This is a genomic window from Tardiphaga sp. 215_C5_N2_1, from assembly GCF_052076055.1.
GTDB classification, from domain to species: Bacteria; Pseudomonadota; Alphaproteobacteria; order Rhizobiales; family Xanthobacteraceae; genus Tardiphaga; species Tardiphaga robiniae.
Map to the genome: position 1 here is coordinate 2,014,939 of NZ_CP197240.1, position 16,752 is coordinate 2,031,690.

Genomic DNA, 16,752 nt, shown 5'->3' on the forward strand with positions numbered 1-16,752 from the left:
GGCGCGCAATCGCGGACGGCCGGATGCGCAGAAGGGACTGGCGCAGGCACTGCTGGACGAGATGACGGGTTGATACGGGCCCTGCTCGATGCCGGACACAACGACTGGCCGGAGAGCTATTTACCGCGCATTAAGCATAAACTGCCATCTTCCCATCGAAGCTGCCGACATAGGTGCCTCAGATGATTTCGGAAGCACAAATTTTACGTTTGATTGCGCTGCCACTGGCAGGTTGCGCCTTCCTGATCGCCGTTTATCTCACGACCGGAATCGGCTTGAGATAAAGCGACGCGGAAGCCGAGCAGCGGCTCATCCGGAAGCGGAAGAATGCGCTATCCCGCAACACCCCCGCCTGCGTTGCCTCCCTTGCGCGGCACCGCCAAGGTGCGAGCTTTAAAGCTCCACGTCCGAACGGAAGCGTCCTAGCTCCGCGCCGCGATCAGCTGCCGGATGAACTCCGGCGCCTTCGCGCTCGGCAGCCAACGCGTCACCGCGATCATCTCGGCGTCGCGGTCGATCCAGATCATGTTGCCGCCGGCGCCGAGCGCATAGACGGCGGTGTCCGGCGCGCTCTTGTTGGCATGCGGCCCGCGGTTCAACCACCACAGGAAGCCGTAATTCGGCTGCTGGGACGACTGCGTCCACATCGCATCGACCCAGCTCTGCGAGAGCAGTCGCTGGCCATTCCAGTCGCCGCCCCGCGCCATCAACAGGCCGAAGCGCGCGTGGTCCTCGGCGCCGATGAACATGCCGCCGCCCCAATGGCCGCCGCCCGGCACCGACTGCATCCGCCGTCCGTCGATCTCGACGAAGGAATTGTCATAGCCGACCCACTCCCAGTCCCTGGACGCGCCGATCGGATCCATGATGCGCGCACGCAGCACCTCCGGCAGCGGGTGCTTGAACAGGTTCAGCAGGCAGAGCGACAGCAGGTTCACGCGCACATCGTTATATTCGTAGAAGCTGCCCGGCGTTTGCAGCTCGCGCAGCTCGCCCTTGCGGCTGTTGTCGGCATTCGGCGCGACCAGACGGTTGTGATCGATCTGGTCCGGCTTGCCGAACAACTCGCCGCGCCATTCGCTGGTCTGCTCCAGCAGATGCCGCCAGGTAACCCTGGCGTTATGCACATCCGCAAACAGCGGCCCGGGCACGCGCTTGGCCACCGGCTCGTCGATATCCCCGATCAGCTCGTCATCAACAGCCAGTCCCGTCAGCACGGCGAGATAGCTCTTGGCGATGGAGAAGGTCATGTCCGCCCGCGCGATCTCGCCCCACGACGCCAGCATGCGACCATTCTGCAGCACTAGGCCCGCCGACCCGCCGCGCTCACGCACGGGACCCAGCACCGCGCTCCATGGCCCGGTTTCATTCCAGTCCACATTCGGCGCATAGCGGCCGTCGTCGTAATAAAAGCCACGCGGCCACGGCGTTTCATTCGCCTGCGCAAACGCCACCGCTGCAGCGAGCTTGTCCGGCGCGTAACCAGCCTGCTGCGGATCGACCTTGTCCCAAGCGTTTCCGCCGGCCGGGAAATAACGTTGTTCAGTCATGGAGAATTCAAGCTCGCTTTGGACAATACGCCCCGTTTATTGATCGGATAGGGAGTCGCGGCAAGCTATCGAGACGCGAATGCTCGGCGGGATTTTCGTGCCGCCATCTTGGTCGGTTCGACGGCCGGCTATATTATTCGAGCCCAGAAGGCAGCTTCGCTGCTAACTCAGTGCCGAATAAGTACGCAGCGAACACAATCTCATTGAAATCTGTTGGGGTGATTGCATACTGAAGCTGCAGCGCGAACACGGGCTAACCTATATCTTCATCTTGCACGATCTCGGCGTCAACCAGCATTTCTGCGACGAGATTGCGGTGATGTATCTCGGCCGCATCGTCGAACAGGCGCCCGCGCAGGTGTTCTTCTCGGCCCCCTCGCATCCCTATAGCTGGTCGCTGATACCAGCCACCGCACCGCCCGGCCCGCTGAAGAAGGACTATCTGGTCAAGGGCGATCCGCGGAACCCGATGGATCCACCGCCTGGCTGCCGCTTCGTCGTCGCGCACTGCCGCGACGACTTGCCGATCCTGAATATCCAGTCCGACGAGCACTTCGTCGCGTGCCACCGGACCGGCGAGATCTATCGACCAGATTTTGTTTCCCTGTGACACGTCTTGTTTCCCTGTGACACGTCGCCCGAACGAGAAAATGGCCGCTTTGCGCCAAAAGCCGACGTCACGGCGAGATGTGCCTTTATCTTCGGCGGTCACGAAGTCAGCATCGGCTTTTCCGGTCGCTGTGACGCCATCGGCGCGGCTTGGGAAGCTACGGCACTGACAGGCAAGCGCAGTCTGCGGCTGGCGGCCGAGTTGAAGCTTCTGCACCGGACCGATCGGTCAGCGCCGAACCGGTCGAAAAGACCTGCATGCGCGGTCCACGGACGAACCTGCTTCGAATCGCGCCACAAGAGTTTCGAGCGTCAGACGCTGAGGTAGGCGCGCTGTATCTCGTCGTTGTGCGCCAGATCCTGCATCGACCCTTCATACACGATCTGGCCTTTCTCGAGCACGTAAGCCCGGTCCGATACCAGGCGCGCAAAATGAAAATTCTGCTCAGACAGCAGGATACTTGCTCCGCGTGCCTTGAGCGACAGGATCATATGCGCCATCTGCTCGACGATCACCGGCGCGACGCCTTCCGACGGTTCGTCGAGCAGGACCAGTAGCGGATTGCCCATCAACGTACGGGCCACCGTGAGCATCTGCTGTTCGCCGCCGCTCATCTGGCCGCCGCGCCGATCCTGCATGCGGCCGAGATTGGGAAAGAGCTCGTAGAGCGCGTCGGGCGTCCAGTTGAGTGCGGCACTTCCATCCGCCCACTGCCGCGGCGCCTGCCTGCCGGTTTCCAGATTCTCGGTCACCGTCAAATCAGGAAAGATACGCCGATCCTCGGGCACGAACCCAAGCCCCATGCGCGCCACCTGGAAAGGCGCCTTGCCAGCGATGTCCTGCCCCAGGAAATTGATCTGCCCCTCGCTCCGCGACAGCAGGCCCATGATAGCCTTGAGCGTAGTGGATTTGCCGGCGCCGTTGCGCCCCATCAGCGATATGACTTCGCCACGGCGCACGTTGAGCGCAACGTCGAATAGGATGTGAGCTGCGCCATACCAGGCGTTCAGGCCGGAGACGTCGAGCAGGATCGGATTCACGAATGCAGTCATGCGGGTATCCTTGCCGCGACGGCCAGTTCCGGCGGATGTTCGAAAGTCAGGCCGTTGCCGAAATAGACTTCCTTGACCTTGGGATGACTGCGGATTTCGTCTGCGTCCCCTTCCGCTATCAATTTGCCGCGGGCGAGCACGATGATGCGGTCGGCATGGGCGAAGACGACATCCATGCTGTGCTCGGTGAACAGCACGGCCATGCCGCGCTCGATCACCAGCCGCTTGGTCAAAGCCATCAATTCGTTGCGTTCGCGTGGCGCCATCCCGGCGGTCGGCTCGTCCATCAGCAGCAGCCTGGGATTGTTCGCCAGGGCCATGGCGAGCTCGACGCGCTTGATGTCGCCATAAGCCAGTTCGCTGCAAGCTCGGTCAGCCTGCGCGTCCATGCCGACCTGCTCGAGCAGCATCAGCGCCTCATCGCGATAACGGCTTGCGGCGGAACGCCACAGCGAAAAGATCTGCTGCTGATGGGACATCACCGCCATTTGCACGTTCTCGACGACCGTGAAGGATGCGAATGTGGCAGCGATCTGGAATGTGCGTCCGACGCCCAGGCGCCAGATCGCGCGTGGCTTCATTCCGACCAGCTCCTGCTCGGCCAGACGCACGGAGCCGCCCGAGGCGCGCAACTGGCCGTTGACCATATTGAAGGTGGTGGATTTTCCGGCGCCGTTCGGGCCGATCAGCGCCAGCAACTCGCCCGGACGAAGATCGAAGGTGATTCCATCGACGGCACGGACGCCGCCGAAGGCCATATGGAGATCGCGGACCTCGAGCAGCGCGCCACTCATGTCAGCTTCTCCCGTCGGACAACGCCCACGGCTGGACGATACAGCTGCCATAAGGTTTCGATCTGGCGCGAGATACCCGCCAGTCCCTCCGGGAAGGCGAGCACCAGAAACAGAATAATGCCGCCGAACAAGGCCCGCCAGTAATCCGTGGCGCGCATCACCCAGTCCTGCAGCACGCCGAACACCGCCGCACCGATCACAGGCCCCGTGAGTGACTGGATGCCGCCCAAGAGAACCATGACGAGCCCGTCGACCGATTTGCTGACCGAGATCACATCCGGCGAAACGCTGCCCTTGGAGAAGATGTAGAGCGTGCCGGCCAATCCCCCGAACACGCCGGCGATCGTGAAGGCCAGCCACTGCACGAGCTTCACATCGATACCGATGGCCTCGGCACGCAGCGATGAATCCCGTCCGGCCCTCATCGCATAACCGAACGGCGCAAAAACGAACCGCCGCAGCGCGTAGGCCGAGAGCCCGACCAGTATGAGGGTGAGGTAGTAGTAGCGCGTTCCGCTCAGCCACTCGGCCGGCCAGATGCCCACCATGCCGTTGGAGCCGCCGGTGACCGCATCCCATTGAAACACGACCGACCAGACGATCTGCGAGAAGGCGAGCGTGAGCATCGCGAGATAGACGCCCGACAGCCGGACGCAGAACCAGCCGAACAGCAAGGCGCCAAGACCAGCCACCAGGGGAGCGACCAGCATCGCGAGCGGCATGGGCATGAATGCCAGTTTGACCAGGATGGCAGCGCCGTAGGCGCCAAGGCCGTAATAGGCGGAATGTCCGAACGAATGCATCCCGCCCGGTCCCATCATGAAATGCAAACTGACCGCGAACAGCGCCGCGACCAGAATGTCCTGACCGAGCACCACCGCATAGGGTAGCGATTGATCGAGCATAGGCAACACCGCCATCAACAGGAAAACGCCGATGACCGTCATGCGAAACCAGTTGGAACCCGGCTTCAACGGTGCTTCGACCGGCGCCGAGTTACGACTGGTCGCTTGCGGTCGCCCCAACAGCCCCCACGGCCGGATCACAAGGACTACCGCCATGATCAGGAATTCGACCACCAGAGTGAGCTTGGAGAACGAGATCTCGATCCCCGCGAGATGAACCGTACCGATGCCGATACAAATCGCCTTCACCTCGGCGATCAGGAGCGACGCCAGAAAGGCACCGGGGATGGAGCCCATGCCGCCCACCACCACGACGACGAACGCATCACCGATCGTCGAGATATCGACGGTGAGACTCGCCGGCTGACGCGGAAGCTGGACCGCTCCGCCGAGTCCCGCCAGCATGCAGCCGAGTGCAAACACGCCGGTGAACAGCCACGCCTGATTGACGCCGAGCGCGCCCAGCATCTCGCGGTCGTGTGTTGCCGCACGCACCATGACGCCCCAGCGCGTCTTGGTCAGCAGCATCCAGAGCAGGCCGAAAATCGCAGGGCCGATCACGATCAGGAACAGATTGTAGCTCGGATAGGCACGACCGAAGAGCTGGATAGCGCCCTCCAGTCCTGGTGCACGACGACCGAGCAAATCCTCCGGCCCCCAGATCCATAGCGCGGCATCGTTAAAGACGAGCACCAGCGCGAATGTCGCGAGCAGCTGAAACAGCTCGGGCGCCTTGTAGATCCGACGCAGCAGCAGAATTTCCACCAGCGCGCCGAGCAGTCCGACAGCCAGTGCTGCGAGCACAAGCGCGCCCCAAAAGCCAACCGCTCGCCACGGCCCCACGCCGATACGTTCGATCAATGAATAGCTCACATACATGCCAAGCATGAAGAACGAGCCATGGGCAAAATTGACGATCCGGGTGACGCCAAAAATCAGCGACAGGCCGGTCGCTACCAGGAACAGGGACGACGCCCCGGCCAAGCCGTTCAATAGTTGAGCCAAGAGGGCAGACAGATCCATGGCAGTCTCGCTCGGGACAGATGTGGCATCCAAACGCGACCGGGCGCCCTCGACAGGAGGGCGCCCGGCATCAGGTTAGTCGGCAGGACGCAGCTTGCGCACTTCGTCGTCCGACGGCAGCAATTTTTCGCCCGGCGCGTAATGGTAGTCGACCATCACGCCCTTGCCGTCCTCGACGGCAAGCTTGCCGACATAGAGTCCCCAGGTCGCCTGGTGATCGATCTTGCGGAAGCTCGTCTTGCCGTCCGGCGTATCAAACTGGAGCCCTTCGAACGCCGCTACGAGCGAATCGCTGTCGGTCTTTCCGCCGGATGCCGCGACACCCGCCTCGATGGCCTTGATCGTGGAATAGCCGATGATCGAACCGAACCGCAGATTCTCCTTGCCGTACTTCTTCTGGTACTCGGTCAGGAATTCCTGATGGGCTGGCGTCTTGATGCTGTACCAGGGATAACCGGTCACCATCCAGTTCTTGGGGATCTCATCGCGCAGCGGTTCGAGATATTCAGGCTGACCGGTGATGATGCTGAACACCGGCATCTGGTCGCCGAGATACCCGCGCGTATTGCCCTCGCGGATGAACTGAGCGAGATCGGAGCCGAACAATGCGTTGAACGTGGCCTCGGGCTTGGCGTCGGAGAGCGCCTGGATCACGCTTCCAGCATCGATCTTGTTGAACGGCGGCGCCTGTTCGGCGATGAACTCGACGTCCGGCTGCTTCTCCTTCATCAACCTCTTGAAGGCTGATGCGGCCGACGTCCCGAATTCATAGTTCGGATAGATCAGTGCCCAGCGCTTCTTCTTCAATTTCACCGCTTCGTCGACCAGCGAAGAAACCAGCATATAGGTCGAGGAGTCGAGGCGGAATGTGTACTTGTTGCCGACGGCCCAGACGATGTTATCGCTCAGCGCCTCGGTGATCAGCATGAAGCGCTTCTTCTGCTTCGCATAGTCGGTCAATGCCGTACCGATGTGCGCGTAGAAGGCGCCGGCAAGGATGTCGACCTTTTCGCGGGTGACCAGATCTTCTGCCTGGCGGATCGCTTCGCCCGGATTGGCATTGTCATCGCGGGTGATGAGCTCGAGCTTGCGCCCGGCCACACCGCCCTTGGCGTTGATCTGATCAATGGCGAGCATCATGCCCTTCTTGTAGCCGTCGGTGAAGACCGGCTGGGACTTGTAACTGTTGATCTCGCCAATCTTGATGGTGTCTTCGGCCCTGGCCGGGACCGAGGCTCCAATGGCAATCGTCGCCAGGCCAGACAGTAGGACGTGTCTAAAACTCACTTGCTTGGTCATGACTTACCTTCTCCGGTGGGTGATGCAATCGTGAAACGCTTGTGGTTGCTTGGAACAACGTGGTGGCGGCTCCCGACGATCGACCGTGCCGAACAGGCAAATGCCGATCTGGAGCATGCCGTCTGACTGGGCGCAGCTCAGGAAGCAGCGCTCAGGGCTGGGGATTTACCGAAGCGATCACGGCAGGTGCGAGCGTCGTATTGGTAGACCCACTCAGCCTTGATCCCGACCGCGTTGGGGTTCTTCGCCTGCTCGAGCTTGAATGCGAGGTCGCGCGCTTTCGATTCTTCGGGAGAAGACAAATGATATGTGCGGCCACGCTCACGTGCCTCGAGCTGAACACGCGTGGTGCGCGGACGGCGCTCGGCCTCATAGGCATCGAGCGCCGCGCCGAGATCGCCAGGGCCGAAATGGCTCAGTGCCTGCGCGAGAACATAGCCGTCTTCGACTGCCATGGCTGCGCCCTGCGACAGGAAAGGCAGCATCGGATGCGCGGCATCGCCGAGCAGCGTGGCATTACCGCGCGACCAGCGTTGCATCGGATCGCGATCGAACAGCCCCCACTTGTAGATCTGATCGGGATTGGTGAGCTCGAACAGACGGATCAGGTTGTCGTTCCAGCCCGCGAACCCATCGAGCAGTTCCTGCCGGCTGCTCTTGATGGTCCAGGACTCCTCGACCCAATCGTGATTCTCATTGACGGCAACGATGTTCACCATTGCGCCACCCTTGACGTAATAGGTCACCACGTGCCCCTTCGGTCCCATCCAGAAGGCAGACGTCGGCGTGACGAAAGGCAGTGGAAACTGTTCGACCGGAACCAGCGCGCGCCAGCACATATGGCCTGTGTAGCTGGCCGGCTCCTGTCCCCAGAGCGCAGCACGAACAGCCGAACGAACGCCATCCGCGCCGACCACCAGATCGGCCGCATATTCGCTGCCGTCGTCAAAGCAAGCGATTGTGCGCCCGGCCTGCTGACGCAGCCCAGTGCAGGACACACCGAACGTGACGCGCTCAGGTGCGATATCTTTCGCCAACATGGTGTGCAGGTCGGCGCGATGAACGTGGTAGAATTCGGCCCCGAAAACACGAGGACATACTTCACGGAGCGGCGTACGAAACAGCTCTTCGCCGCTCTGCCAATTCCAACCCACCATAGCCTCCGGCAGGAAGCCCGTTGCGATCAAATCCGGTCCTAGGCCGAGCGCTTCAAGCACCTTGACGGCGTTGGGCGTCATCTGCACGCCGGCACCCACTTGGCTCAAAGCCGAAGCGCGTTCGAACATGTGATAGTCGATACCGAGCCGGTCCAGACTGCGGGCCAGTGCCGCGCCGCCGATACCGCCGCCAATGATGGCTACTTGGAAATTATGTTTCATGTTGTCTCCGATCACAGGACGTCACGTGAATTAAAGGTCCAGCTCGAGTGTGGTCAGCCCGCGCGAGCAGCAGGCCATCATCGTGTTGGAAGACGCTCTCGCCGCGGGCGCAATCACTTGGTCGCGATGATCAACGCGCCCCGAGAGAACGCGGACTTCGCAAGCACCGCAGACGCCTTCCTCGCATGAGTAGGAGAGATCGATTCCGGCAGCGAGGCAGGCGCTGAGCACTGTCTCCTGTGCCCCGACATCGAGCGTGCGCCCCGAGCGCGCCAGACGAACGGTGAAGCTGCCCGCGGGGCCGGTATCCGCCGGCGCCACGGCAAAACGCTCGCGATGCACGAGGTCGATCGAACGCCGCTCAGTCAGTTCGTCGAAGGCATCGATCATGCGCGTCGGCCCGCAACAATACAGCGGCGCCTCCATGGGCGTATCCGCAAGGACATCGGCGAGACGTGGCGCTGGTCCACTGGTGTGATGAATCCGCACGCTACCGTCGGCGATGGCGGCAAGCTCGGCATGAAATAGGGTCGCTTCGGGGCTGCGCGTCCAATAGTGCAGCTGTACCGGCTGACCATCGGCGACAAGCTTGCGATACATCGAGACGATCGGCGTGATGCCGATGCCGCCAGCGAACAGGTAACGTGTCGTCTCATTGGTAGCGCCGAGCGGGAAATGATTGCGCGGGATCGAACTCTGATAGATGTCCCCTGCGACCGACTGCCGATGCCAGGCACGCGAGCCCCCTCTTCCGTCGAACGCCTCCTGCACCGCGATCTCGTAGCAGTCCGAAGCTGGCTGCGGCCAAAGCAGCGAGTATTGCCGCATCAGTCCGGGCGCCACCTCGAGATCGAGGTGAGCGCCGGGCTCGAAAGCCGGCAGCGTCGCGCCGTCGAACGAAGCAAGCCGGTAGAGATTGATCCCCGGCGCTCCGTATCGCACTTCGACCAGCCGCAACCTCAAACCGAGGTCAGATGACGCCATAGGTGATGCCCTTGGCGCGCAGCCAGCTCCGGTAGCGTTGCCCCATCAGATCCGTTCGGTGATGCAACTCGTAGCGCAGCTCCGTTGGAATGCGCTCCGGTCGCTGCGACTCGACGATCTCGCGATCCTGATTGAAGACCACGTCCGCCCGATCACGCACGACTTTCGGATCGGGATGCGGATTCACGTTCATCGCTGCGCAAACGCGCGCGATAGTCGTTTTCTCATCGACCGGTTGGCAGACGAAGAAGGTGCCGAAGATATCGGACTTGTCGGAAACGATATTGCCCGACTTGTCCGCCTGCTGGGTTCGCTTCGAGAAGTAGGCCACCAGCGGACGGAACGTGTGATAGGTGTAGAACGCCATCAGCGGAATGCCGCGCGCATCGCCCCACGGCTGAAACACCTTTATTTCCGACGAGCAGAGGCCGGTATCGACCTCATACACGTCATAGGGCTCAAGCCGATCCGGATTGTCCATGACGCCGTTCAGGCCGGCATGGACGAACGGGAAGTGGCTGGCATCGATGAAGTTTTCGATCGAGCGAAAGCCATTGGCCGAATACATATAGGGGCCGCTATGGACCTTCAGAAAGCTCGGATCATCCCATTGCGGGAACACCGGTATGTCGGCCGTCGGCTCGCCGAGACATACCCACACGAAGCCATAGCGCTCGACTGCCTGATAGGGGAAGGCGCGCGCCTTTTTCATCGGCGTCTCGTCGGGAGCAGCAGGCATGAGGGTGCAGCGACCGCCGCGGTCATACTCCCAGCCGTGATAGGGGCAAACGACGCGATCGTTCTTGATCCAGCCTCTCGACAGCCGGGCGCCGCGATGAATGCAGAGGTCTTCCCAGGCATGGATATCGCCGTTTGCCGAGCGCCAGACGATCAAGTCGCGCTCGAGCAAGCGAACGGGATGGATTTTGTCGGAGGCGAAATCGGAGGAATAGCCGACGACATGCCAGTCGTTGAGCAAAACCGGATCCTGACAGCCATCCTGCGCGGTGATCGGCCGCTGGGCCGATAAGGTCGTGACGGACATTGATGCTCCTCAAGATTGGCCGCAGCTAGTTACATTAATTAGCCGGCCATATAATTGTTTGGTTGGCCGGCTATATAATTTCTGGTAGCAATCCTCGTGCCATCCCATGAAACGGCGGGAAACGGCATCGGCATCGACGCCTCAGGGGTCCACAATGCTATCTTTTCTATCTTCGCCACATCGGCTGCACCGATTTTGTGCGCCTTTGTGCTCGAATTGCTGCCACGGCATCGGATTCATGAGGAGGCCAGCATGAACCGCGTGTCCGGCCGGCGAGGCGTCTTGTCCGCTGAGCCACCGATCAAACGTCCTGGGCGGCCCGAAGGCGGCAAGGGAGCGATGCGCGAGGGCATAATGGATGCCGCCGAGGTCGTGTTTGCCAATCAGGGATATGCGGGCACCACGCTACGGGAGATTTCCGTGCTCGCCGGAGTGACACAGGCGCTGATCACTTACTACTTCGGCTCGAAGTTCGACCTCTTCAGCGAAACATTTCTTCGACGTGCGACGCCGATCGCAGATGCGCGGATCGAAAGCTTGGCGAGATTGCAGACCGATGGAAAGGCAACGGACGTCGTCGCCATCGTCGAAGCCTTCCTTCGGCCGGTCCTGGACCTCCGTGCGACCGAGCAAGGGCCCGCCTTCTTGCGGCTCCACGCCAGGCTGCATACCGAACCACCCAACCTCTCTTACGAGCTGCGCAAGACGGCTTATGACGAGTCCACGCATCTCTATATCGATGCGCTGCACAAGGCGTTGCCACATCTTTCACGGCTCGACGTGCATTGGCGGATGACGCTCATGATCGGCACTTATCTTTACGCTCTATCCGATACGAACCGCATGGAGGACATGGTGCCCGAGTCGTACGATCCGAAAGACGGCTCCAGATTGATGGCCGAGACTGTCGCCTTCATCACCGGCGGCATGTGCCGCGAGCCGACGAAGGCTGTTGGTATCCATAAAAAGAAGGCTGCGAGAAGCCGAGTTCAGATTTAAACGAGAGGAAGAGTGATGGATCACGCCAGCTTCACTGAAATCTGCCTGCATCAGCTCAAGATGTCCGGGGTTCGCGAAGGCGAGCGTCTTGTCGTTCTGACTCAGGGTAGCGATCGCCTGTCATATGCCGACGCTTTCATGGCCGCGGGCCAGCGTCTCGGCGCCAGGATGTATCACATGCGCCTTCCCGCGCCGATGCCGACCGCGGGCTGGAACGTCGGCGTGACCGGCCTGGCCGCTCTGCCCGATGCAGTCGAAGCGCTGAAGAATTGCGACATGCTGATCGACTGCATTTTCCTGCTGTTCTCGCCCGAACAGTTTGCGATCCAAGCCGCCGGCACTCGCATCCTCACCGCAGTCGAGCCGCCGGCGTTGCTTGCCCGAATGCTCCCCTATCCGGAATTGCGCGAGAAGGTCGAAATTGCCGCTGGCCTTCTCGACAAGGCGAAGATGATGCGCATCACGTCGCCTAGCGGTACCGACGTGACCTACAAGCTAAATACTTACAATACGATAGCGGAATACGCCTGCAACGACACGCCCGGCCGTTGGGATCATTGGCCCTCGGGCTTCGTCTTCACCGGCGGAGACGATGACGGGGTCGATGGCCAGATTGTAGTCGCGACCGGCGATATCCTGCTTCCGCAGAACATCATGGTTCGTGAACCGATCACCTACACCATCGAGAAGGGCTGGGTCACCGACATCCGTGGCGGGCTCGAGGCCGAAATCGTCAAAGCCTATATGGCTTCGTTCAACGACAAGCGCGGCTTCGGCATGAGCCACGTCGGCTGGGGTATGAACCCGCAAGCCAGGTGGCACAACTTCGTGCCGGGCGAATTCCCCGGCGGAATGGGAATGGAGCCGCGCAGCTTCTATGGCAACGTCATGTTCTCGACAGGCCCGAATAGCGAGCTGGGCGGCCCCAACGACACCGCCTGCCACCTGGACATTCCGATGCGCAATTGCTCGTTGTTGCTCGACGGCGAGCCCGTCGTGATCAATGGTGACGTGGTCGTGAAGGAGATCCAAATGAGCCGTTAAGCGATCGCGGGCGCCTGTGCGACGCAACCGGTTTGTCTGGCGTATTGCGTGCATCGATCGGCGCGCTTTTAAACCGGAGCCGACGTGCGTTGCCCGCTGTTTCTACAGAGGCTTCGGTTGAATTCCCGACGGAGCTGGCGCCTCAACCGAGTTGGCCGTACACAAACTTCACATGCTGTCGAGTTCTTTCTCGACGACCCACGCCGTGATTGCTGCGCAAAGACAGCGCTTGCACTGTGCGGCGCGCACGCAATTCCGAAGAACACTGGCGCCTTTCGCGGCCAGCAGTGGGTAAATACACGAGGGAAAGTGCTTCTCTATATGGGCACTGGGAGCAACACTAGGAAGTAGTGGCATATCCTTTGCTTGCACTCGTTGGATGCTTCAACCGCCAACCGAATGGAACGCGACATGCGCTCGCCAAACTGGTCATCGTGGAAGCTCAATGTTTCACGGGTGCTTGAATGGTCCTACGGCCATCTTATCGCAGCCGAGTACGACGCGAGCCATCCTCAATCCGAAGGCGGCGCGCGAAACACGTATCAAGCGATTTGGTCGCCTGAGAATGGATCCTCTGCCTCCCCTTCGCATCGCGAGAACGACTAGGGCCGCGGGCCACCAAGTCGAATTGACGGCGGCTTCCCCCCGGGACGCGTTCGCGTGACTATTCTCGCCTCAGACGTGCTAACCTGATCACCCGAGTGGCAGACTGCCCCTGTCACGTGATCGCGCAGCGAAGGGCCGCTCCCGATGCAATCGCGACCGCATCAACTTCGTGCGAAACACTCTCGGCCTGCCGGCGAGCACGCCCGTGATGTTGAACGAAGCACCGGTGGTCGCTACTAGTAACATGACAGCCGCCGTCAATTTGTCCGAAAATTCGTCGACGGGCTTGCATGAGCTCAGTTCTAATAAAAACGCAGCCGGTTTCGACACCGACTGCGCTTGCGCAACGTGGATGGCGAGACGGCGGGTGGTTGCCCGGTGGCCTCCCAAGGACGTGCACGCATAGATCGCCCTAGACTACTTCTGTCTTCAAGACCAATTTCTGTGCAGATCGTCGCTGCTGCACACGAGATTTGGATGCACGCATACAGAGTTCGAAGCGCTGCCTCATCTAACATGATCTGGACCAAGCTAAGATTGAGAACGATACGCCTGGATGGCGGTTTTGCGCCAACAGCGGACATCGATTGTTCCTGCGTGCCCCGTGATCTATGAGCTCACAATCAACGTCTGGGCGACCGCTAGAAAGACCTACGCGGCTTCGTCGCGCGATTGGTAGAGCTTGTAAAGCATGCGTTGCCCGATACGCCGGAACGGCGAGAACGGATGCGTCGGCAGCGGCGACGTGAAGATCGGTAGGTCCTGCCCCTTGAAGTTCTTGCCCGCGATCATCTCGGCCATGCGACGGCCGGCCTGCGCCGAATAAGACACGCCATTGCCACCGTAGCCCAGCGCATAGAACAGAGTTTGCGAAGGATCGGGCCGGAAGATACGCGGCATCATGTCGTGGCTGACATCGACCCAGCCCCACCAGGAATAGTCGATCTGGATTCCCTTGAGCGCCGGGAACTTGCGGTGCAGCCCGTCGATCAGGAGCTGCAGATGCCGCGGATTTGCAGCGTCCGCGCCGGTGATGGCGCTGCGGCTACCGATTTGCACACGGTTGTCGGGCAGCCGGCGATAATAGAAGCGCAGCGTGCGGGTGTCGGTGATGACTTCGGTGGTCTTGAAGCCGGTCGCCTCCAGCTCTGCTTCGGTAAGCGGCCGCGTCACAATCGAGTTGGACATAATCGGCATGCAGCGGCCACGCAGCATCGACGTCAGGCCGAGCGACGTATAGGCGCCGGTAGCGATGCCAACCGCGCGGGCGCGCACGGTGCCGCTGGGCGTGCGCAGATGATGCACACTATTGCGCGTCGTGATCTCCAGCACCGGACTGCCGGGATGCACCTTGGAGCCGAGTTCGCGCACCATGCGCAGATAGCCGAAAGCGAGTTTGGCAGGATGGACACCAGTGCCCAGCGGCTCATGTACAGCGCCGACACATTCTGCCTCGTTCACATAGTCGCGGCGTACGTCCTCGGCGGACAGCACGCGTGTCTTGTAGCCGAACACCTCGTTCTGGACTTTCGACTCGGCTGCGATCTTCTCGAACATCCGCTGGCGATGCGCGAGATAGAGGTGGCCGCCGCGCTGCGGTTCACAATCGATATTTCCGGTCTTGATCAGATCCTCGAAGGTCTCGAAGCCGTCCTGGATTTCCGCGTGCAGCCGCAGCGCCACATCGCGGCCCCAGCGCGCGATCCACTGCGAACGCGACAGCCGGCCCGACGCGTTCTGGCCCTGCCCGCCATTGCGTGTGCTGCAGCCCCAGGCGACGCGATTGGCTTCCAGCACCACGGCCTTGATGCCGAATTCGCGCGCCAGAAAAATCGCACAAGCGAGCCCGGTATAGCCCGAGCCGACGATCGCGACGTCGGCATCGACGTCGCCGGAGATCGGGCCATCATCGTCCGGCGGTGTTCCTGCCGTGGCGGCCCAATAAGTCGGGGCGTAGTCGCGGTGGGTGCCGGGACCGGGGGACACCAGGGGATCGTAGTGCTGATCGTAGGGAGCAATCGACATCGGCGCGGCCTCTATCACGGTGCGATCAAGACTGAGCCGGTAGCGGCGGGCGGTCCTTGCGGAATGCGCTCTTGCGCGAGAGCTTGTCGCCCTTGAACGTGAAGAGATCGCACCCCTCGGCCTCGATCCGCGTGCCGTTGGCTGCTGTACCGCGGAAAATCCATTCAGATAGGCCGCGGTCGCCGAACACGCTGTGCGATGTACAGGTCCAGCTCACATCCGGCATCCCGCCCCAGACCTTCTCGAAGGCCTCCTTGACATCGGCGGTGCCGGTGATGCGGTTGCCGTACAGTTCCGAACCGACGGCAGTATCGAACACCACGTCATCGGTCATGCAGGCCATGACGCCGTCAACGTCGTGACGGTTGAACGCCTCGAATAGCGTAACGAGAAGCTGGTGGCGCTGGGTCTGCTGCTCGGACATTGCAAGACTCTCTCGATCATTTCAACAACGGCCGGCACGGTGGCCAGCCATGGCCGCGAAATTGCCAGCGGCCGTGCCGCGCGATTAGGGCCAGTTGCGGCGAAGCACCCGTCCAGAGCCGAGCGGTTCACGCCGGCGATCTGGCCCAAAGATTGACGCGGGCTGGCCCTCCCCGGGCTGGCGGATGTCGCCATGGTGGCGGCATGACGAAGCGACGGACCGACGCGACATGCATGACCTGACGATCGCGATCGGCGATCTCGGTGCCGCGCTAACGCCAAAACTGGTTTTGCTGTCGATTGCCTCGATCTTCGTCGCCGCGGTGCTGCGCGGCTTTACCGGCTTTGGTTTTGCCCTTGCGGCCGTGCCACTGCTCGGCCTGTTCATGGCGCCGACCGAGGCCGTGCCGGTGGCGATCGGACTGCAGCTTGCCGGCAGCCTGCTCGATTTCCGCACAGCATCGCGGAGCTGCGACTGGCCGTCGCTGCGCTGGCTGATGATCGGCGCACTGATCGGATCGCCGCTGGGAACCCTGATCCTGACGGAAATCCCGGCGGCGATCTCGCGTCTGATTATCAGTTCGGTCACGCTGCTGGCGGTGTTCGCGCTGGGCCGCGGCTTCGCGTTGCCCGTGATCCCGCCACGCCCTGTGACGTCGATCGCCGGTTTCTTCTCCGGCCTGTTCAACGGGCTCGCCGCGATGCCCGGACCGCCGGTGATCGCTTACTATATGTCGGTTCCGCTGCCACGCCTGGCAACGCGCGCGTCGCTGATGGTGTTCTTCCTGATGACCTCGATCACGGCAACGATCACTTTCGTCAGCGTGGGCTTGTTGAACGCTCACACCATCGGCCTGTCGTTGCTCGGCCTGCCGGTGATGTGGCTCGGCACCAGACTCGGCGAAATCGCATTCCGGCGCGGCAACGACGCGATGCATCGCCAGGTCTCGATCATCAGCCTCGGCGCGATTGCCCTCGTCAGCGCCGTCAAGGGCGTGAGCGAGCTGACCTGAG

At 61.5% G+C, this 16,752-nt stretch carries 14 protein-coding genes; 4 read left to right on the forward strand and 10 right to left on the reverse strand.

Annotated elements, in window-relative coordinates:
• Positions 1-422: 422 nt before the first annotated feature.
• Positions 423-1,550, reverse strand: coding sequence for a serine hydrolase domain-containing protein (locus tag AB7828_RS09610; protein ID WP_441230004.1), 1,128 nt, complete (start codon positions 1,548-1,550; stop codon positions 423-425).
• 271 nt (positions 1,551-1,821) lie between these two features.
• Here AB7828_RS09610 and AB7828_RS09615 point away from each other — a divergent pair, with 271 nt between their 5' ends.
• The gene (locus tag AB7828_RS09615) at positions 1,822-2,160 is read left to right on the forward strand and encodes an oligopeptide/dipeptide ABC transporter ATP-binding protein (protein ID WP_441230005.1); all 339 of its coding nucleotides are present in this window, start codon (positions 1,822-1,824) and stop codon (positions 2,158-2,160) included.
• Positions 2,161-2,471: 311 nt separating this feature from the next.
• On the opposite strand, the gene AB7828_RS09620 is transcribed toward AB7828_RS09615, so the two are convergent.
• From AB7828_RS09620 to AB7828_RS09650, 7 genes are all read right to left on the reverse strand, one after another.
• Positions 2,472-3,191, reverse strand: coding sequence for an ABC transporter ATP-binding protein (locus tag AB7828_RS09620; RefSeq protein ID WP_441232216.1), 720 nt, complete (start codon positions 3,189-3,191; stop codon positions 2,472-2,474).
• Positions 3,192-3,208: 17 nt separating this feature from the next.
• Entirely contained in the window at positions 3,209-4,006 is a 798-nt protein-coding gene (locus AB7828_RS09625) for an ABC transporter ATP-binding protein (protein ID WP_441230006.1), read from the reverse strand.
• Positions 4,003-5,934 (reverse strand): ABC transporter permease, encoded by a 1,932-nt coding sequence (locus AB7828_RS09630; RefSeq protein WP_441230007.1) that lies wholly within the window; start codon positions 5,932-5,934, stop codon positions 4,003-4,005. Before AB7828_RS09630 ends, AB7828_RS09625 begins: the two co-directional genes overlap by 4 nt.
• Positions 5,935-6,009: 75 nt before the next feature.
• Positions 6,010-7,233 (reverse strand): ABC transporter substrate-binding protein, encoded by a 1,224-nt coding sequence (locus AB7828_RS09635; RefSeq protein ID WP_441230008.1) that lies wholly within the window; start codon positions 7,231-7,233, stop codon positions 6,010-6,012.
• A 137-nt stretch (positions 7,234-7,370) separates the two neighbouring features.
• The gene (locus tag AB7828_RS09640) at positions 7,371-8,612 is read right to left on the reverse strand and encodes an FAD-dependent monooxygenase (RefSeq protein WP_092149707.1); all 1,242 of its coding nucleotides are present in this window, start codon (positions 8,610-8,612) and stop codon (positions 7,371-7,373) included.
• Between the two features lie 30 nt (positions 8,613-8,642).
• A complete protein-coding gene (locus AB7828_RS09645; protein ID WP_441230009.1) occupies positions 8,643-9,596 on the reverse strand; it encodes a PDR/VanB family oxidoreductase in 954 nt (317 codons plus the stop codon).
• On the reverse strand, positions 9,583-10,641 hold the full coding sequence (locus AB7828_RS09650) for a Rieske 2Fe-2S domain-containing protein (RefSeq protein ID WP_441230010.1): 1,059 nt from the start codon (positions 10,639-10,641) through the stop codon (positions 9,583-9,585). The genes AB7828_RS09645 and AB7828_RS09650 overlap by 14 nt, the downstream gene beginning before the upstream one ends.
• Positions 10,642-10,737: 96 nt before the next feature.
• On the opposite strand from AB7828_RS09650, the gene AB7828_RS09655 reads away from it, so the two are divergent.
• Both AB7828_RS09655 and AB7828_RS09660 read left to right on the forward strand, forming a co-directional pair.
• Positions 10,738-11,640, forward strand: a complete 903-nt coding sequence (locus AB7828_RS09655; RefSeq protein ID WP_441230011.1) for a TetR/AcrR family transcriptional regulator — start codon at positions 10,738-10,740, stop codon at positions 11,638-11,640.
• 15 nt (positions 11,641-11,655) lie between these two features.
• On the forward strand, positions 11,656-12,684 hold the full coding sequence (locus AB7828_RS09660; protein ID WP_441230012.1) for a leucyl aminopeptidase: 1,029 nt from the start codon (positions 11,656-11,658) through the stop codon (positions 12,682-12,684).
• A 1,257-nt stretch (positions 12,685-13,941) separates the two neighbouring features.
• On the opposite strand, the gene AB7828_RS09665 is transcribed toward AB7828_RS09660, so the two are convergent.
• Complete coding sequence (locus tag AB7828_RS09665) at positions 13,942-15,315, reverse strand: NAD(P)/FAD-dependent oxidoreductase (protein WP_120288724.1); 1,374 nt, start codon at positions 15,313-15,315, stop codon at positions 13,942-13,944.
• A gap of 25 nt (positions 15,316-15,340) precedes the next feature.
• Positions 15,341-15,739 carry a nuclear transport factor 2 family protein gene (locus AB7828_RS09670; RefSeq protein WP_441230013.1) on the reverse strand — a complete coding sequence of 133 codons (399 nt, stop codon included), beginning with the start codon at positions 15,737-15,739 and terminating at the stop codon, positions 15,341-15,343.
• A gap of 229 nt (positions 15,740-15,968) precedes the next feature.
• Between AB7828_RS09670 and AB7828_RS09675 the strand changes: the two genes are divergently transcribed.
• Positions 15,969-16,751: a sulfite exporter TauE/SafE family protein gene (locus tag AB7828_RS09675; protein ID WP_441230014.1), complete on the forward strand. Its 783-nt coding sequence runs from the start codon at positions 15,969-15,971 to the stop codon at positions 16,749-16,751.
• The last annotated feature ends 1 nt before the right edge of the window (position 16,752 follow it).